Raw genomic sequence first — 19,251 nt, forward strand, 5'->3', positions numbered from 1 at the left:
AGAAAGAGGAAAAATTAATGAAAACAAAAACTAAAATAAGCGCAATTTTATTAGCATCAGGAATTGTATTAGCGGGATGCGGTGGCGATAAGGCATTACAAGATAAAAAGGATCAAAAGACATTATCCTATACAACTGTAAAGGATATTGGTGATATGAACCCTCATGTTTATGGTGGATCAATGTCAGCGGAAAGTATGATATATGAACCATTAGTACGTAACACTAAAGATGGTATCAAACCATTATTAGCTAAGAAATGGGACATCTCTAAAGACGGCAAGACGTATACGTTTCATCTAAGAAAAGACGTCAAATTCCATGATGGTTCAAAGTTTAATGCAGACGCTGTGAAGAAAAATATTGACGCCATACAACAAAACAAAAAGTTACATTCATGGTTAAAGATTTCGACATTAATTGATGATGTCAAAGTGAAAGATACATACACGGTACAAATTCATTTGAAAGAAGCATATCAACCTGCATTAGCAGAATTAGCAATGCCTCGTCCATATGTGTTTGTATCACCTAAAGACTTTAAACATGGAACGACTAAAGATGGCGTGAAATCGTTTGATGGTACAGGTCCGTTCAAAATGGGCGAACATAAGAAAGATGAATCTGCTACCTTTAATAAAAACCAACACTATTGGGGAGAATCTTCTAAATTAAATAAGGTAGAAGCAAAGGTTAAACCAGCAGGAGAAACAGCATTCTTATCTATGAAAAAAGGTGAGACTAACTTTGCATTTACTGATGATCGAGGTACAGATAGTTTAGATAATGATAGTTTAAAACAACTCAAAGAAACTGGAAATTACCAAGTCAAACGTAGCCAACCGATGAATACCAAAATGATTGTTGCTAACGCTGGTAAGAAAGATAGTGCGGTAAGTAACAAATCGGTTAGACAAGCCATTGGACACATGGTTGACCGCGATAAAATCGCCAAAGACATTCTTGATGGAGAAGAAAAACCAGCTACACAACTTTTTGCAAAGAACGTGACAGATATTAATTTTAATATGCCTACGCGTCAATTTGATAAGAAAAAGGCTGAAGCATTATTAGATAAAGCAGGCTGGAAGTTAAATAAAGATAAACACGTACGTCAAAAAGACGGTAAAGACTTAGCTATGTCAATGTACTATGACAAAGACTCAACAAGTCAGAAAGAACAGGCAGAATTTTTAGAAGCAGAATTTAAAAAGTTAGGCGTCAAATTAAATATAAATGGTGAAACATCAGATAAAATTGCTGAACGTCGTACATCTGGTGACTATGATTTAATGTTCAATCAGACATGGGGATTACTTTATGATCCACAAAGTACTATTGCTGCATTCAAATCAAAAACAGGTTATGAAACTGCTACATCAGGTATTAAAGACAAACAACAGTTATATAACAATATCGACAATGCATTCAAAATTAAAAATGCGAAAGAACGTTCAAAAGCTTATCAACACATTTTAAAACAAGTCGATGATGAGGGTGTCTTTATTCCAATTTCTCATGGCAGTATGACCGTAGTAGCACCTAAAGACTTAAAAAATGTATCCTTCACGCAATCACAATATGAATTACCATTTAATGAAATGCAATATAAATAAAGGAGCATCTAAATGTTCAAATTAATAATAAAACGTATTGCACTCATGTTTCCGTTATTGATTGTAGTGAGTTTTATGACATTTATGATGACGTACCTATCCAATGAAGATCCTGCTGTAACAATTCTACATGCACAAGGAACACCGAATGTTACAGAGCAATTAATTACTGAGACGAAAAAGAAGTATGGTCTTGATGCACCTATTCTTATTCAATATAAAGAATGGTTACAACAAGCAATACAATTTAAATTTGGGACGAGCTATATTACAGGAGACCCGGTTTCAGAACGTATAGGTCCTGCATTTATGAATACATTAAAATTAACATTAATTTCTAGTCTATCAGTTATGGTGACATCTATCTTTTTAGGAGTGGTGAGTGCACTAACTAGAGGTCGTAGTACAGATCGAGTAATACGATTGATAGCATTCTTTTTAACAGCTTTACCATCATATTGGGTAGCATCAATGCTCATTATTTTTGTATCAGTTAAGTTAAATTTATTACCAACATCAGGATTAACAGGACCAGAAAGTTATATATTACCAGTAGTAGTTATCACAATGACATATGCAGGTATTTACTTTAGAAATGTACGACGAGCGATGATTGAACAACTTAATGAGGAGTATGTGATGTATTTAAAAGCGAGTGGTGTACATACTATAACCTTATTAAAACACGTATTACGCAATGCATTAAAAGTCGCTGTATCTATTTTCTGTATGTCGATACCTATGATTATGGGTGGTTTAGTCGTTGTTGAAAATGTCTTTGCTTGGCCAGGATTAGGACAATTGAGTATTAAAGCAATTGTCGAACATGATTTTCCAGTTATACAAGCTTACGTGTTAATTGTTGCAGTATTATTTATTGTCTTTAACACACTGGCAGATATTATTAATGCCTTGTTGAATCCTAGGTTGAGGGAGGCGACAAGATGATGATTTTAAAACGATTATTACAAGATAAAGGTGCAGTAATTGCATTAATTGTTATAGCGACTTATATCATACTCGGGTTAACAGCACCGCTCATTACAGTCCATGAACCCAATCATATCGATACAGCGAATAAATTTGCTGGTATTAGCACATCACATTGGTTAGGCACAGACCATTTAGGAAGAGATATATTGACGAGGATTATTTATGCTATTCGACCAAGCTTATTATATGTATTGATTGCATTATTTGTATCGGTCGCAATTGGAGCCATACTCGGATTTATATCTGGATATTTCCGGGGTTATATTGATGCATTGATTATGCGATGTTGTGATGTCATGTTGGCATTCCCAAGTTACGTTGTCACTTTAGCGTTAATTACATTATTCGGAATGGGTGTGGAAAATATTATTCTGGCATTTATACTTACACGTTGGGCATGGTTCTGCCGTGTAATACGTACTAGTGTCATGCAATATACCGCAGCCGATCATGTAAAATTTGCTAAAACGATTGGTATGAGTCATTTATTGATTATTCGTAAACATATTCTTCCATTAACATTAGGCGATATTGCCGTTATTTCTAGTAGTGCCATGTGTTCTATGATATTACAAATGTCAGGATTTTCATTTTTAGGTTTAGGAGTAAAAGCACCAACAGCGGAGTGGGGCATGATGTTAAATGAAGCACGTAAAGTGATGTTTACTCATCCTGAATTAATGGTGACTACTGGTATTGTTATTGTCATTATTGTTATGGCATTCAATTTTCTATCAGATGCGTTGCAAGTGGCAATAGATCCACGCATTTCTTCAAAAGAAAAATTACGTGCAGTTAAGAAAGGCGTGATGCATGAATGACGTTGTTAAAAGTAAATAATTTAACAATTATAGATTCTTGGACAGGTAATGTACTTGTTGATGATATTAACTTTCAAGTTGAACATGGTGAAACACTAGGTTTAATAGGTGAAAGTGGTAGTGGTAAATCCATTACTTGTAAATCATTAATTGGACTTAATCCTAATCGTCTTAAAGTTACTGGAGACATTTGTTTTGAAGGTCAACAACTATTGAATTTGTCAGAGCAACAATTACGACAATATAGAGGTAAAGATATTGCGATGGTCATGCAGCAAGGTGCAAGAGCTTTTGATCCGTCATCAAGAGTCGGCAAACAAATGATGGAAACAATGCAAGCACATACGTCTTTATCAACACAAGAAATTGAAGAAACGCTTATTAAATATATGACGTATATGAATTTAAAAGATCCTAAAACCATTTTGGCATCTTATCCATATATGTTGTCAGGTGGCATGCTGCAACGGTTAATGATTGCTTTAGCATTAGCATTAAAACCAAAACTCATTATTGCAGACGAACCAACAATTGCATTGGATACGATTAATCAATTTGACGTGTTGGAAGCATTTGAAGATATTAAACAACATTTTGATTGTGCCATGATATTTATTTCGCATGATTTAACAGTTATTCATAAAGTTGCAGATAATGTACTCGTTATGAAAGAGGGACAATTGGTTGAAGAAGGAACTAAAGAAGCGGTCTTGCATGATCCTCAACATGAGTACACGAAATATTTATTATCCACAAAGCAAAAGGTGAATGATTATTTTCAACGTGTAATGAGAGGAGATTGTCATGCTTAAAATATCAAATGTTGAAAAGCATTATGACAAACGAACGCGATTTAGCTCTAAAACAGAACCTATCGTTAAAGATGTAAGCTTCGATTGTCCTGTAGGTCAATCTATCGCTATTATCGGTGAGAGTGGCAGTGGTAAGTCTACACTAAGTCGTATGATATTAGGCATTGAAAGACCAGACAAAGGTAACGTGACATTAAATGAGCAACCGATGTATATAAAAAAGGTAAGACGTCATCAAATTAGTGCAGTATTTCAAGACTATACATCGTCATTACATCCTTTTCAAACTGTAAGAGACATTTTATTTGAAGTCATGTGCCAGTACGATAAACAAAGCTTGAAAGAAATGGAAACAACGGCAATTCAATTATTAGATGAGGTAGGATTATCTAGTGATTTTCTAGAAAAATATCCTAATATGTTATCGGGCGGAGAGGCACAACGCGTTGCTATTGCAAGGGCGATATGCATTAATCCGACATATATCTTATTTGATGAAGCGATTAGTGCGCTAGACATGTCGATACAAACTCAAATTCTAGATTTATTGAAACGGTTAAAAGAAGAACGGAACTTAAGCTATATATTTATTACCCATGATATTCAAGCAGCAACGTATTTATGTGAGCAATTAGTGATTTTTAAAAATGGTCAAATTGTGGAAAGCCTTCCCACATGCCATTTAAATACAACACGTAATGCTTATACAAAAGCGTTAATAGAGAAACAACTATCATTCTAAGGAGTGAGTTAATGAAAGGTGCAATGGCTTGGCCATTTCTAAGATTATATATACTAACTCTCATGTTCTTTAGTGCGAATGCCATTTTGAATGTGTTCATTCCATTACGAGGTCATGATTTAGGTGCAACCAATACAATGATAGGTATCGTTATGGGTGCCTACATGTTGACTGCAATGGTCTTTCGTCCATGGGCAGGACAAATTATTGCACGTGTTGGTCCAATTAAAGTACTACATATTATTTTGATTATTAATGCTTGTGCACTGATATTATATGGATTTACTGGATTAGAGGGATATTTTTTAGCAAGAGTGATGCAGGGTGTATGTACGGCGTTCTTTTCGATGTCGCTACAACTAGGTATTATAGATGCTTTACCTGAAGAACATCGCTCAGAAGGTGTCTCTTTATACTCTCTATTTTCAACGATACCTAATCTAGTAGGACCACTCATTGCTATAGGTATTTGGCATCTGGATCGAATGTCAGTATTTGCCGTAGTCATGATTGCTATAGCGTTAACGACAACATTCTTTGGTTATCGTGTCTCATTTGCAGGTGAGGAGCCTGATACTAGTCATAAAGTTGAACGTTTACCCTTTAATGGTGTGACTGTGTTTGCACAATTTTTTAAAAATAAAGAGCTGTTAACGAGTGGATTAATTATGATTATTGTGTCGATAGTCTTTGGAGCCGTGAGTACATTTGTTCCATTATATACTGTAAAATTCGGATTTGCAGATGCTGGTATATTTTTAACGATTCAAGCGATAGCGGTTGTATTAGCTAGAATTTATTTACGTAAATACATTCCATCAGATGGATTGTGGCATCCATTGTATATGGTAAGTGTACTGATGTTACTTGCCATTGCAGCGATGTTAGTCGCTATTGGACCTCACATACATGCGGTTATATTTTATAGTAGTGCAGTATTGATTGGTATGACACAAGCGCTTGTTTATCCAACTCTAACGTCGTATTTAAGTTTTGTGTTACCGAAAGTTGGTCGTAATATGCTATTAGGTTTATTTATTGCATGTGCAGACTTAGGTGTGTCATTAGGTGGAAGTCTGATGGGCCCTTTGTCAGATTTAGTAGGATTTAGCTGGATGTATACCATTTGCGGATTGCTCGTTGTGTGTATGATCGTGATGAGTGTGTTTAAAGGGACGCGTTATGTTAAATAGAAAGGCCTGTTTTAGACGCAGTCATTGAATTAGAAATATTAAGCGGTTGTTTTTTAAACTAAGTGATTGTCTACTTTTTGATATGAAAATGTGTTCTGAAGTAGTAACCATAGGAAATCCTTCTTCAACAGTAATTTTACAACACGATTGTTGGTTAACAATACCTGGTTAGTGGAATAGATGTAATATCACAATAAGAAGGGTCGTATAACCATGATTAGAGATATTAATGAAGTCACTGTTCCAGATAGTAAGATTGTTCAAGATGCACAAGGTATTGTTCACGAATATGGTAATGAATTAATTTGGAATCATTCAAATAGAGTATATTTATTTGGAGAAGTTAAAGGTATTCAAGATAAACTCAAATACGATAAAGAGTTACTATATATTACTGCTTTATTCCATGATTTAGGTCTAACTAATCAATATAGTAGCGATGATTTGCGTTTTGAAGTAGACGGCGCTAATGCGGTGAGACAATTTTTAGAAACGTATAACTATGATGAAAGAGATTTACAATTAGCATGGGATTCTATTGCATTGCATACGACACTTGGAGTAGCAGAGCATAAAGAGAATAACGTAGCACTGTTATACCATGGTGTTGGTATGGATGTGATGGGAGATAATTGGAATCAATATTCTGATGAAATTCGAAAAGCAGTCGTAGATAAATTTCCACGTGGTAATTTTAAACACGATGTTATTAGAGCATTCTACGATGGTTTCAAACATAAACCAGAAACAACATTTGGTAATATCAAATCTGATGTTATTAAATATTTTGAACCAGAATATCCTCAAAATAACTTCTGTTCATGTATTTTACGTTCAAATTGGGATCATTAGATTTGGAACTTAAGTTCGACGGAATATGAAAATTAAATAGGAATTTAAATTAAGGAGTTCTCGTACTAACGTGCGGGAGCTTTTTATTTTGTTTTGAAAAATCATTCTAATCAATTTTTAATGATAATTATAAAAATAAAGAATACTAATCAACTATTTTTTATTTAGGAGCAATGTTATATTAATTATATAATTAATTAGTTTTAAATATTAAGATATATAAGGTGGTTTTGATATGGAAGAAAATAGATTTGATAACGATAATGTAGATGTAAATAGAAATCAATTTAATCAAGAACAAAGTAATGATATCAAACCTAAAGGAAATCTTGCGCTAAATATTTTAATATTTATAGGTTGGATGATATTAGCACAATTACCAGTTATTGCAATAATAACTCTTGTAAGTCTTTCTGTTAAAGCTGAGGTTTTAAGTATAACAATAGGTACTATTCTATATCTTTTTGTTATTGCTATAGTGATTTGGTTAATAAGACGATACTACTTAAATCATACATATGAAAAAACAAAAGGTTTTAGTCGTAAAGACTTAGGTATAGCCATAGGTTGGGCAATTATATTAAGACTAGTTGTATATGGATTCACATACTTACTAAAATTAACCACTGGTTCAATGCAAACAGATAATGATAAATTGCTATTTGGTGACGTCAATGCTCAAGCACAAGACGCTAGTCAACTTGGACAAGTATTTCCCGTAATTATATTTGTGATTACACTTACTTTTTTAGTTCCATATCTAGAGGAATTGATTTATAGAGGCATTTTTAAAGAAACACTATTTAGAAAATCAGTATTCTGGCTGCCTTTCATACTTTCATCGATTGTCTTCGCCTCACAACATGGCATTAATAATATTATTGCATTTTTAATGTATATGATAATGGGTATGATTTTTTATCTTGCTTACTCAAGAAGAGGTAATATTAAAGACAGTATGACAGTACATATGATTCATAATGGGCTTATTGGTGTTATGATACTCATCAATTATTTTTATATATTGTTTAAATAATAAAGTGATAGTTGAGATAAATGGAGGTTACAGTAGATAACATATTCCTTTCGAAAAAGCAGTCGACGAGAAAAATTATTATAAGAACATATTAATGTTTCGCTAAAACAGGTCTAGTACTTACATGAAAAGATTTTATTAAAAATTGAAAATGTAAATCACAAAGAACAAGGTGGATTGACTCATTAAAATACAGAAAGAAGTGACTTATAGTTGATTTCTAAAAAATTGTTGAGTGTTATATTACTACCAATCATTGCAGTAATCATCATTATAAGTGGTTATTATGGATTTAAAATTACTAAAGAAAACGCAATTAAAGGTAGTCTTTCACATATATTTAAGCCACTTCCTATGAAAAATCTTGATGTTTTATTTGATAAACAAGGGATAAGAGCTGAAGAAAAAGGTGGCAGGGGATTAGAAGCCGACGACAAAGGTGTATGGGAACTCAAATCCTTTACAACGAAACGTAAAGGTGAAGAAGGGGACACTGTAACTGAAGGTGTTGAGATGAAATTTAATAGACAGACTCATGATGCTAGTGGTTATTACTTTATAGATAAAGATAATTATAACAGTGAGACTTATGAACATGATAAAGAGGAAAAACATTATCCCGTTGAATATAAAAACAAAAAGCTTAAATTAACTAAAGAAGCAAAAGAAAAGGGGATTAGTAAATCATTAGAACAGAAGATAAATAATTTTAAATTTTTAGTAGAATTTGCTGATTATAGTGATATTAAAGATTATAAAAATGGAACCATAACTTATAGTTATGGTGATAGACCGTCTTATACCGCAGAATATCAACTTGATAATAAAGATAAAAATGTAAAAGAGATTAAAAACCGTTTTGATATTAATACGAATAAAGCGCCAAAAGTTTTATTTGATGAATCAGGAAACATGGGTGCTCGTAAAATAGGTGACCAACATATAGAATATAATTTTGTAGATAATGACAAAGAAACCATAACTTATACAGATATCATCGAATTTACACCATCAGAAGACGAAGAGGATAATGAAGTGAGTATTGAATAAAATAATATGGTGAAATTAATAAAAGTAACTATTTTTTATAGTATGTCGGGTATAAACTAATTGAATATGTAGACAAAAGAAATATTTATTAGATGCAGAACAAAATATGTTTGCTTATGATGTTTATGGTTATGATGGAAACACAAATATCTCATAATCAATATAAGGCTATAGTTATTACATAATATCTCAAAATGATATATAAATAAAAAAACAAAAATCAAGCTGAGCACCCAATTCGTGGTACTCAGCTTGTTTGTTATCTTGTGATACTGTCTCTATCGTATCGATAGTATTTGGCTTGTGTTTCGGTAATGCGTTGTTGTGTATCTTTATAAATAGAAATACCATTTTCAGTTTTATGAAATTGATAATTTAATTGATGAGCAAGTTGTTCAATATTGATAAAACGACTATCCTGACCTTGTTTTTCAATAAAATACTCGACTTCATAGTCTTTTTCATTAATATCAAATAGCAATTCGACAACATCATTTCTTAACCAAAAATCACCATGTTCCTTAATAATCTGGTTCTTAAATAAAGGTAGTCTCACGTGATTGTATTCAATATGATACTGCGTAAAATCATCGATATTTAAATCATTCTCTTTCTCTCTGACATCATAGATAGGGCCACCTGCAACCGTTCCTTCTCTCGTATTATCAGCGCCACCGATAACACCATTTTTCAAAAATTGTAAACCATGTACATCGCCAATATAAGGATCAGGTCGATGTTCAAAAGCATGCCCCTTGGCAATAAGTTTCAAAATAAGTGTTTGATCAAATTGTGGTTCCCATTCTATACGAGAAGGGTTACTTGTGTATATTCTTGGCTCATCAATTGCTTCCTGGATAGACATCCCGAAGTCTAAAACGTTAATAATGGTTTGTACGACGCTAGCGATAATACTAATTGCACCTGGTGCGCCAACTTCCATAATAGGATGGCCATTTTTAGTGATGATTGAGGGGGCCATATTGCTTAATGGACGTTTACGAGGTTCGACTTCATTAATACCACCTAAAACAACATCAAAGCCATCTATTGTGGTATTAAGTAAAACACCGTAACCTGGAACTGTAATACCAGAACCATAAATCATTCCTATAGATGTAGTGAAAGAAGCTACGTTACCAAATCGGTCTGTTACAGAAAAATGTGTCGTTTCGGTATGGTTTTCATCTATATGAGTATGACTTTCTACACGAGAACTATTACTTAACTCACCATGTTCAATATTAAAATTAGCAATATGTTGATCAATGATTTCGCTACGTTGTTTTAAATAATCCTCATCAATAAGCTCGCTAACTGGTACCTCGTAAAAGTCATCATCAGCAATATATTTAGCACGGTCACTATAGGCAATTTGCATTGCTTGAATCAGATGATGTAAATAATTGATGGAACGGGATCCCATACTTTTTAAATCAAAAAATTCAAGGATTTTTAAAATTTGTATCAATGTGATACCACCTGAACTTGAAGGACCCATAGAATGTATTTGATAGTCTCGATATTGGGCAGTTATAGGTTGTTTGATACGAATATTATAATGCTTTAAATCTTCTTCATTAATTGTCCCACCATATTTGTTTACAACATTTACCAATTGTTTCGCGATATTGCCAGTATAAAATGCGCCAAACCCTTTATCTCTTAGTAAGCGTAATGTACGAGCTATTTCTGGAGATTTAATCCAATCCCCGTCATGGATATAATTATCATCTTCTTTAGTAAATACACGACGTGTTTCATCGTACTTGTTAATTCTTTTAAGTTGTTGTTGTGAATATTTTTCAATCGCCCAATTAGCACGATGACCGTGTTCGGCTAATTCAATCGACGGGTTGATCAAGTTAGCTAAATTCAATTTGCAATAATGTTTGTGTAAATATTCAAAGAGCTTTGCAATTCCTGGAACCCCCACGATAGAGCCATGTGTCGTTAATTCTAAAAAACTTTTATAGTGTCCTTTTTCATCTAAATAAAAGTGCTTGTCTACATTGTTAGGGGCAGTTTCACGTGCATCAAATGCAATGATATCGCCGACTGTATTGTCATAATATAATAAGTAACCACCGCCACCTAATCCAGAGGCAAAGGGTTCAACAACATTAAGGACTAGCTGAATAGCCACCACTGCATCTACGGCAGTTCCACCTTTATCAAGTATATCTTTTCCCACTTTAGCTGCTAGTGGATGTGACACTGAAACCAAGCCTTCTTGTGAAGTTAAATGATGTTTGAAATGCGTGTCCGACATCGAATAGTGCCTTCTTTCTAAAATAGAAATCTTTGATATGAGTTATTTTCTTTGATTAATCTCAGATTCAACTTTATCTAAATCTTGTTTTTGCTCATTACCTGTATCAAGTAATGGTGTAACAGGTGAACTTATTTTGAATTTATCTCCACGGTAAAACTTAATGAATTGATCTTGGTCTATAGCATTAACCACAGCTCTTCTTAAATGTGGATTGTCTTTAAATACACCACTCTTACTATTTAAAATTAAGAATACTGATTTACGTCCATGTTTACTAATCATACTTAAATCTTTATCAGATTTTATTAATTCAAAATGTTTTTGATCTATGTCAGCAAGTATATCGATTGCATGGTTTCTTAATTCGGACAGTGCACTTGCTGGGTCACCATTGAATTTCAAAATAATATTCTTAATTTTAGCTAGACCGTAGCTGTCTTTTTCATCGATATTAAAACCTGGATTACGTTGGAAAGTAGCTTGATAATTGTCTTTTTTAGTCATAATGTACGCACCACTAGTAACGAGTTCATTTTGACCGTCATCAGATTTAGGTACAGTATTAGGTGCTCCAAAATCTTTGCCTTCTTCTTTCAGCTTTTCAACATAATGTTTTGATAAAATACCTGCTGATGAGTGTGTTAAATAGTTAACTTCTTTAGGCATTGGTTGATCAGTTGTAATTTTAATAATTTGATATTTACCTTCAGCATTATTAACTTCACTATCTTGATTTGTTATATCTTTAACTTTATAACCTTTAGTTAATGTATCCCATACCGATTTGCCAGATGCTGTTTTAGTCTTCTTAAGTTTTTTCTTATCATCATTTGTTAACTCAGTAATATCTTTAATATGTTTATGCATATTATAAGTCACATGGTTAGGAACAGCATTTTTATCTCTAGCACGGTTGAGACTGAATAGGACATCGTCTGCTAATACTTTTTCATGTGTATTTTCTGCTTTGCCATTTTTTACTTTTACAAAATAGTTATCGTCTCTTAATAAGAAATAAAATGCATTGTTATCTTTGTTAGATGTATAGCTACGACTAAGTGATCCATCAGTTGTGATTTTGTCATTATCATTAAGTGTTAATAAACGTGTATACATGTTCATATTGATATTGTAGACATTAGGCGCAATAGAACGAATAGGGTCTAGAGATTGGAATTCACCATCAGGTTGTGTCATCACTAAAGGTCGTGTATTACGTAATTTTTTATCATTATAATCAAATTGTTGCCAAATAAGTGCGCGAGAATTAGGTAAACCAACACTATTTTTATTTAAAATTTTATTGTCATAAACGAGATTTTTCTTCGAACCATATAAAGGTGCCATGAATCCTTCGTTGAATATCACTTTATCTTCTAACTTTTTATATGTATTTTTAGCTTCAGAAGTATTTTCTTTAGATGCTTTATTGATTAATGCATCGATTTTAGGGTCTTTAATCAAACTATTTGAGCCTGTAGAGCTAAATATTGCATTCATTGCATAGTTAGGATCGCCAAATACTGTTGTCCAGTCATCGATTTGAATATCATAATTACCAGCTTGACGTTGTGTACGGTAACTACCGTAATCAGGTTGAACATTCATCTTTACGTTAAAACCAGCACGTTCTAATTGTTGTTTAACAATGTTCATATCATTTTGATAGCTCGCTTGACCTAAAAAGCGAATCGTCGGTTTAGTACCTTTAACGTTGACTTGTTTGTTTTTATCTTTCGTATCATCCTTACCAGGTACACCACAACCACTTAGTATCAGAGTTAAACTTACTGTTAATGTTAATAAAATTCTTTTCATATAAAATCATCCTATCTTATTGAATCTTCGGATCAAGTGCATCACGGACAGCATCCCCAATAAAATTAAATGCGAGGACAAGTAACATGATGCATAACCCAGGAAATATGGCTAAATTGCTGTGCGTTTCTAAAAAGTTACTTCCAGTTCTGAGTATGTTTCCCCATTCAGGAACATTTGGTGCTACACCTAATCCCAAGAAACTCAAGCCACTTGTAGTTAGTACAACGACACCTATATTTAATGAAAATCTGACAATCATAGGTGCGAGAGTATTAGGTAAGATGTAACTCCATAAAATACGACGATGACTTTCTCCGGTAATTTGAGCTGCTTGTATATATTCCTGTCGTTTGATTTCGAGTACATTTGCTCTCATAGTTCGAGCAAAGGAAGGTATATTACCAATACTTAAAGCAATGATTAATGTTAATGTACTAGCGCCAAACGATGCGATAATCGCAACTGCTAATAATAATGTTGGTATCGCAAAAATAATATCAAGTATGCGCATCACCGTATTGTCCACTTTAGTAAAGTAGCCTGCAATCATACCAAAAAGGACACCGAACAGAACTGAAATTACTACTGATGTGATTGAAATAAAATAAGTTAATTTAGTACCCACCACGAGTCTAGTAAATAAATCACGACCAAAATCATCAGTTCCAAAAGGGTGAGCTAAGCTTGGACCTTTTAATAATTCATTGAATTGGTTTTGGGTTGCTAAAGAAGTATTAAATGTGTAAATACCAGTAATTGACAATGTTAGAAGATAAGTTAATAAAGCAAAACTCACTAAAGCGACTTTATGTTGTTTAATCTTGCTTATAAACGCTTCCCAACTATTGTATATATTGTATTTTGATGTATGTTCGTAACGGAATAGACTCACGAACATTAACAATGTGAATAGATTACCGGTAATTGTCGTTAATATGAGAACGACATAGGTAAGCCAACGATATACTTTATGAGATTTTATTTTACTTTCTGAAAATCCAATAGCAGCCACTACGAGCGTCAAAATAATTAATATCAACTGTGCAATGTAAAACGTATTTGAAACATTACCTTTGAATAAATTGAGCAAAGTAGTGACAAAAGTTAATACAAATACAGAAACTGCAGAAATGGTAAACAGTTGTAGTGAACTGAGTTTTGTTATTGAAATTTGTGGCATATAATTACACCCTTTCCTTAATTTCTTCACGAAGTTGAGGGTCAATCATGACATAGAAAATATCTATAACTAAGTTGATGAGTGAAATGACAATTGAAATGTAAATAACACCACCCATAACTGCTGGGATATCTGGCACAAATTGCTTTTGAACAATGTATCGACCTATTCCATTAATATTGAATACTTGTTCAGTTACTGCTGATCCGCCTAACAATTCTACAAATAATATTCCAATAAGTGTCACAATAGGGATGAGTGCATTTTTTAAAATATGCTTTATGACAACTTGAGATTTAGAAATACCTTTAGCATATGCAGTCATCACATAATCATTGCGCATCACTTCTAATACAGATGAACGTGTCATTCTCGTAATAGATGCAGCAATTGCAGTACCAATGACTAGTACAGGTAATATTAGCGATAAAGGATCATTGGGAACATACGATGGTGGTAAAATATCTAACCTAAGTGAAAAAGCTAAAATGAACAGTAATCCTTGCCAAAAGTTAGGAATAGATAATCCAATTAAAGCGATAATCATCAACGTAATATCAATCCAACTATTACGTTTAAATGCACTAATAATCCCAATAGGTATAGCAATGACTAGCGCTACAATTAATGCCAACACAGATATTGTTAATGTAATAGGTATTCTAGATCCTACAGCATCAGAAACAACTTCATTACCTTTAAAGGTAGTACCTAAATCAAATGTAAATACACCTTGTATCGTTTCCCATAACTGAATAAGATATGGATCGTTTAAATGATGTAGTTGATTAAATTTTGCAAATTGTTCTTTTGTCGCATTAGGTCCTAAAATACTATATGCCGCATCTAAAGGTGATAAATATAGTATTGTAAAAACAACAATGACTACACCAATAATGACAACTAGCGTCATAATTATGCGTTCGAAAATATAACGTACGATTGGATTGAGATAAAAAGACAACACAATAAACAATGGTAAAGCTAAAATTATTTTTATAATGGGAAATTTTCCGAATAAGATGTTTGTATATAAAGTGGGAAAATCAGTTGCAGTATATTGATTATCACGGCGATGATGGCTGTGATAAATATTTCTAGCTTCTTTCTGGAGTTGCGCTCGAGATTTACGCCGATTTAGAAATTGATATTTTTTCTTTAGTGCTTGTTCTAATTTATATTCGTCTTGAATTTGCACTAATGTTGTTTTTTGATGGTGTTTTAACAAATAAACTAAACTAGCATACAAAAATATCGGAAGACTAAGAATTGAAAAAATCATTTTATAAAGTCCTTTATTATAAAGAACTAAAAAGACTTTTCGATAATTTGACATGGGCATCACTCCTTGAAAAATAATCTTGATTAAATTACTATGATATATAATAAAAGTATTATAGAATAAAAATTGTAATTTGTGAATAGGGAGGAATGATTATGTCATCTTTTTTAGAAGTTAAACACCTTGGAGTATCATTCGAATATGAACAACATTCCGTTAAAGCAGTTCAAGACGTAAGTTTTAAATTAGATAAAAAGAAAGTGTTAGCTATTGTGGGTGAATCAGGCTCTGGAAAGAGTATTACAGCTAAATCGATTATGGGATTATTACCTGATTATCCTCAGCACACTTTAACTGGGGAAATTAAATTTAATGGGAAAAATTTATTAAATCTTTCTAATAAAGCATTTCAAGGTATACGAGGAAAAGATATTGCCATGATATTTCAAGATCCTTTATCATCGCTCAATCCCAGAATGACAATAGGTAGTCAAATTATGGAAGTGATTTTAAAGCATCGTAATATTGATAGAAAACGCGCGAAAGCAATGACAATTGATATTTTAGAAAGTGTAGGCATTAGAAATGCTCAAGATAAATTACATGCTTATCCATATGAATTTTCTGGTGGGATGCGCCAACGTGTCATGATTGCAATGGCATTAGTATTAGAGCCACAAATCTTAATTGCAGATGAACCAACAACAGCACTTGACGTTAGCACACAAAATCAACTTTTAGAATTAATGAAGCGATTATATAAACATATCGAAACGTCTATTTTATTTATTACGCATGATTTAGGTATTGTGTATCAATTTTGCGATGAAATGATTGTTATGAAAGAGGGCAGAGTTGTTGAAACTGGTGATGTCAAAACTATTTTCAAAAATCCAAAATCTGACTATACGCGACGTCTTATTAATGCCATTCCGGATTTGCACGCACCTAAACAACCTAGAACGATAAGTGATCAAACATTGTTGAAAATCGAAAATGTAAGTGTCGATTATATTAAGAGTAATGGCAATGAATTTAGAGCAGTAAAAAATATTGATCTTGAAATTAAAGAAGGGGAATCATTAGGAATTGTAGGTGAGTCTGGCTCAGGGAAGTCTAGTTTAGCTAAAGCATTAGTTGGTTTAAACAATGTTTCTGAAGGAATGATTTGGTATCAAGACTTGCCGTTAAATTTATTTTCTGCTAAAGAAATGAAGTCTTTGCGTAAGGATATACAAATGATTTTTCAAGATCCTTATTCCTCTATTAATCCTAAATTTAAAGTTATAGATATTATCGGTCGTCCTTTAAAATTATATCGATTTGTCACAACACATGAAGCATTAGTTAAAGAAGTGAAACGTTTATTAACACGTGTAGGGTTAGATGAAAGTTTCTTATATCGATATCCACATGAATTATCGGGTGGCCAACGTCAGCGTGTTAGTATTGCACGTGCCATTGCCATTAAACCTAAATTATTAATCTGCGATGAAGCGGTGTCTGCATTAGATGTTTCAATACAAAAGGATATCATTCAATTATTGAAACAACTTCAAGATGATTTAGGAATGACATATATATTTATTACACATGATATGGGTGTAATTAAAGACATGTGTGATCGTGTTGCAGTTATGCAATATGGAACAATTGTAGAAGTAAATGATGTTGAAAGTATTATTGAAAGACCACAAGAGACATATACTAGAAATTTAATATCACACGTTCCAGTGATACCTCATCGATAAGTTAAGATAAAAATTAAAGGCACGACTCGGTTCAGCTAATTCTGACCGAGGCGTGCTTTACTTATAACAATCATTTAATTTAACAGGAGGTCATATTGAATCATTGTTACGTATAAATGGGATAAAGTATGAATTCATGGGAATAAAATTACAACTCTGAAATTTGTTTGCTTATAATCCAATTTTTATGATGCTTAAGTAAAACATTGTGTTCTTTTAATTCTTGAATAATATGTCCAGTTGTTTCACGTGAAATGCTAGCAAGATCACTAATCATTTGAATTGTTAAAAATGATTTGATTTCATAAAATTCATCGTTATCATAACCAATCATGTGACATAAGTAGATTAATAGCTTAGTCACGCGTGCTTTTGCACTTTTAGAACTTAAAGCCATATGATATTCAATTTGTTGTCTTTGGTTGTCACATAACAATTGATAGATTCTAATAAACACTTTATCGTTATTTCTACAAAGGTATTCGAGAAATTCAATAGGAATGGCAATCATAATACAGTCTGTGATAGCAGTACACATTTCATTAGTTGTTTTGTCTTGAAATAAATTGTGCATGGGGAACAATTGATCATCTTTATTTAAGAGTCTGTATACATCACCATTCATATTAAAATGTTCTCTTAGTATATAACCGTCGATGAGATAATATACATGAGTTAATTCGTCAGAAGAATAGTAAATAACTTGTCCTTTATTGTATTGCCTAACAATGCATTCATTTTTATACGGTTGTAGAGCTACGGCAGGGATGTTTATAAATGCGGCTAAACGCTCAAGACACTGCTCACTACGATTTGTGATTAATGAATTGTCGATTGTTGTGTTTCTAGATTGGTTGATTGTCATAAACGCACCACCTTAGTGATTAATGCTTGATTTGTGTGCCAACTTGTCCTTTGAAAGCGTCATAAGCATGTTCTAAATTAGTAATAATCGCACGTCGGCCTTCACCGCTTTCAACAAAATCAATTGCTGCTTCAATTTTAGGGAGCATAGAGCCTTCAGCAAATTTACCTGCTTTAGCATAGTCTTTTAAAGTTTCTACATTAACTTGTGTTAATGCCTCTTGGTTAGGTTGATTATAGTTGATATAAACATTTTCTACGTTCGTTAATATCATTAGCGTATTAGCATCGATGAGTTGTGCTAAGCGTTCGCTGGCAAAATCTTTATCTATTACAGCTTCCACACCTTCATATGTGTCATTTCGCTTAATAACTGGAATGCCGCCGCCACCACATGCAATGATGATGTTTTGATTTTCTACTAATGTACTAATGAGTTGATGCTCTAAAATAGACACTGGCAAAGGTGAAGGTACCACTTTACGGTAGCCACGTCCAGCATCTTCTTTATATGTTGATTCTGGATTGTCTTTTTGTAGTTGGTCAGCTTCTTCTTTAGTGTAAAATGGTCCTATTGGTTTAGTAGGATTAGACATACGAGGATCATGTTCATCAATTTCTACACGCGTAATGACAGTACCTGCGCGTCTAGGACTATTAATCTCTGAAAGCACTCTGTTTACTTCAGTTTCTATCCAAAAACCAATCATACCTTGTGTCATAGATCCACAAACATCAAGTGGCATGGCAGGTGTTTGCGGACTATCAGCTTTAGCCTGTTGAATTAACATACTACCAATTTGTGGTCCATTACCATGTGATATAACAATATCAGCGTCTGTATTGAATAAAGATTTGAGCGCTTGCATTGTTGAACGTATTGCTTTTCTTTGTGCATCAGCGGAACCATCGTCAGTTTGAATGGCATTTCCACCTAAGGCAATGACAATTTTGTTGTCCATA

The 19,251-nt window shown here is 33.1% G+C and carries 16 protein-coding genes; 10 read left to right on the plus strand and 6 right to left on the minus strand.

All coding sequences use genetic code 11. From position 1 onward, the window contains the following. The first annotated feature begins 17 nt into the window (after positions 1-17). From cntA to CD121_RS00385, 9 genes are all read left to right on the plus strand, one after another. A complete protein-coding gene (cntA, locus tag CD121_RS00345) occupies positions 18-1,616 on the plus strand; it encodes a staphylopine-dependent metal ABC transporter substrate-binding lipoprotein (protein WP_017637777.1) in 1,599 nt (532 codons plus the stop codon). Between the two features lie 12 nt (positions 1,617-1,628). Next, positions 1,629-2,564 (plus strand): nickel/cobalt ABC transporter permease, encoded by a 936-nt coding sequence (gene opp1B / locus CD121_RS00350; RefSeq protein ID WP_126567239.1) that lies wholly within the window; start codon positions 1,629-1,631, stop codon positions 2,562-2,564. After that, complete coding sequence (cntC, locus tag CD121_RS00355; protein WP_107999825.1) at positions 2,561-3,430, plus strand: staphylopine uptake ABC transporter permease subunit CntC; 870 nt, start codon at positions 2,561-2,563, stop codon at positions 3,428-3,430. The genes opp1B and cntC overlap by 4 nt, the downstream gene beginning before the upstream one ends. Continuing rightward, a complete protein-coding gene (cntD, locus tag CD121_RS00360) occupies positions 3,427-4,242 on the plus strand; it encodes a staphylopine uptake ABC transporter ATP-binding protein CntD (RefSeq protein ID WP_126567240.1) in 816 nt (271 codons plus the stop codon). Before cntC ends, cntD begins: the two co-directional genes overlap by 4 nt. Next, entirely contained in the window at positions 4,235-4,984 is a 750-nt protein-coding gene (locus CD121_RS00365; protein ID WP_126567241.1) for an ABC transporter ATP-binding protein, read from the plus strand. The genes cntD and CD121_RS00365 overlap by 8 nt, the downstream gene beginning before the upstream one ends. An 11-nt stretch (positions 4,985-4,995) precedes the next feature. Continuing rightward, positions 4,996-6,177, plus strand: a complete 1,182-nt coding sequence (gene cntE, locus CD121_RS00370; protein ID WP_126567242.1) for a staphylopine family metallophore export MFS transporter CntE — start codon at positions 4,996-4,998, stop codon at positions 6,175-6,177. A gap of 213 nt (positions 6,178-6,390) precedes the next feature. Then, a complete protein-coding gene (locus CD121_RS00375) occupies positions 6,391-7,029 on the plus strand; it encodes an HD domain-containing protein (protein WP_017637771.1) in 639 nt (212 codons plus the stop codon). Between the two features lie 235 nt (positions 7,030-7,264). After that, positions 7,265-8,065 (plus strand): CPBP family intramembrane glutamic endopeptidase, encoded by an 801-nt coding sequence (locus tag CD121_RS00380; protein ID WP_126567243.1) that lies wholly within the window; start codon positions 7,265-7,267, stop codon positions 8,063-8,065. Positions 8,066-8,278: 213 nt separating this feature from the next. Further along, positions 8,279-9,115, plus strand: coding sequence for a Csa1 family protein (locus tag CD121_RS00385; RefSeq protein WP_126567244.1), 837 nt, complete (start codon positions 8,279-8,281; stop codon positions 9,113-9,115). 259 nt (positions 9,116-9,374) lie between these two features. Here CD121_RS00385 and ggt read toward each other — a convergent pair whose 3' ends face one another. Genes ggt through CD121_RS00405 form a run of 4 tightly spaced genes read right to left on the minus strand, consistent with a single transcriptional unit; the run spans position 9,375 to position 15,727 of the window. Then, a complete protein-coding gene (ggt, locus tag CD121_RS00390; RefSeq protein WP_126567245.1) occupies positions 9,375-11,387 on the minus strand; it encodes a gamma-glutamyltransferase in 2,013 nt (670 codons plus the stop codon). Positions 11,388-11,429: 42 nt separating this feature from the next. Further along, positions 11,430-13,208, minus strand: a complete 1,779-nt coding sequence (locus tag CD121_RS00395) for an ABC transporter substrate-binding protein (protein WP_126567246.1) — start codon at positions 13,206-13,208, stop codon at positions 11,430-11,432. Between the two features lie 16 nt (positions 13,209-13,224). Then, positions 13,225-14,391 (minus strand): ABC transporter permease, encoded by a 1,167-nt coding sequence (locus tag CD121_RS00400; RefSeq protein ID WP_126567247.1) that lies wholly within the window; start codon positions 14,389-14,391, stop codon positions 13,225-13,227. Between the two features lie 4 nt (positions 14,392-14,395). Beyond that, positions 14,396-15,727, minus strand: coding sequence for an ABC transporter permease (locus CD121_RS00405; protein WP_126567248.1), 1,332 nt, complete (start codon positions 15,725-15,727; stop codon positions 14,396-14,398). Positions 15,728-15,828: 101 nt separating this feature from the next. Here CD121_RS00405 and CD121_RS00410 point away from each other — a divergent pair, with 101 nt between their 5' ends. Beyond that, positions 15,829-17,424, plus strand: coding sequence for an ABC transporter ATP-binding protein (locus tag CD121_RS00410; protein WP_017637764.1), 1,596 nt, complete (start codon positions 15,829-15,831; stop codon positions 17,422-17,424). 148 nt (positions 17,425-17,572) lie between these two features. On the opposite strand, the gene CD121_RS00415 is transcribed toward CD121_RS00410, so the two are convergent. Further along, the gene (locus tag CD121_RS00415) at positions 17,573-18,289 is read right to left on the minus strand and encodes a Crp/Fnr family transcriptional regulator (RefSeq protein ID WP_126567249.1); all 717 of its coding nucleotides are present in this window, start codon (positions 18,287-18,289) and stop codon (positions 17,573-17,575) included. Positions 18,290-18,308: 19 nt separating this feature from the next. Beyond that, positions 18,309-19,250, minus strand: coding sequence for a carbamate kinase (arcC, locus tag CD121_RS00420; RefSeq protein WP_126567250.1), 942 nt, complete (start codon positions 19,248-19,250; stop codon positions 18,309-18,311). Between the last annotated feature and the right edge of the window lies 1 nt (position 19,251).

The sequence above is a fragment of the Staphylococcus pasteuri genome, assembly GCF_003970495.1.
In the GTDB taxonomy this organism is placed as follows: Bacteria; Bacillota; Bacilli; order Staphylococcales; family Staphylococcaceae; genus Staphylococcus; species Staphylococcus pasteuri.

What these genes read in the sequence shown, in the direction of transcription:
- cntA (WP_017637777.1), top strand. Translation starts at nt 18, where the DNA reads ATGAAAACAAAAACTAAAATAAGCGCAATTTTATTAGCATCAGGAATT.
- opp1B (WP_126567239.1), top strand. Translation starts at nt 1,629, where the DNA reads ATGTTCAAATTAATAATAAAACGTATTGCACTCATGTTTCCGTTATTG.
- cntC (WP_107999825.1), top strand. Translation starts at nt 2,561, where the DNA reads ATGATGATTTTAAAACGATTATTACAAGATAAAGGTGCAGTAATTGCA.
- cntD (WP_126567240.1), top strand. Translation starts at nt 3,427, where the DNA reads ATGACGTTGTTAAAAGTAAATAATTTAACAATTATAGATTCTTGGACA.
- CD121_RS00365 (WP_126567241.1), top strand. Translation starts at nt 4,235, where the DNA reads ATGCTTAAAATATCAAATGTTGAAAAGCATTATGACAAACGAACGCGA.
- cntE (WP_126567242.1), top strand. Translation starts at nt 4,996, where the DNA reads ATGAAAGGTGCAATGGCTTGGCCATTTCTAAGATTATATATACTAACT.
- CD121_RS00375 (WP_017637771.1), top strand. Translation starts at nt 6,391, where the DNA reads ATGATTAGAGATATTAATGAAGTCACTGTTCCAGATAGTAAGATTGTT.
- CD121_RS00380 (WP_126567243.1), top strand. Translation starts at nt 7,265, where the DNA reads ATGGAAGAAAATAGATTTGATAACGATAATGTAGATGTAAATAGAAAT.
- ggt (WP_126567245.1), bottom strand. Translation starts at nt 11,387, where the DNA reads ATGTCGGACACGCATTTCAAACATCATTTAACTTCACAAGAAGGCTTG.
- CD121_RS00395 (WP_126567246.1), bottom strand. Translation starts at nt 13,208, where the DNA reads ATGAAAAGAATTTTATTAACATTAACAGTAAGTTTAACTCTGATACTA.
- CD121_RS00400 (WP_126567247.1), bottom strand. Translation starts at nt 14,391, where the DNA reads ATGCCACAAATTTCAATAACAAAACTCAGTTCACTACAACTGTTTACC.
- CD121_RS00405 (WP_126567248.1), bottom strand. Translation starts at nt 15,727, where the DNA reads ATGTCAAATTATCGAAAAGTCTTTTTAGTTCTTTATAATAAAGGACTT.
- CD121_RS00410 (WP_017637764.1), top strand. Translation starts at nt 15,829, where the DNA reads ATGTCATCTTTTTTAGAAGTTAAACACCTTGGAGTATCATTCGAATAT.
- CD121_RS00415 (WP_126567249.1), bottom strand. Translation starts at nt 18,289, where the DNA reads ATGACAATCAACCAATCTAGAAACACAACAATCGACAATTCATTAATC.
- arcC (WP_126567250.1), bottom strand. Translation starts at nt 19,250, where the DNA reads ATGGACAACAAAATTGTCATTGCCTTAGGTGGAAATGCCATTCAAACT.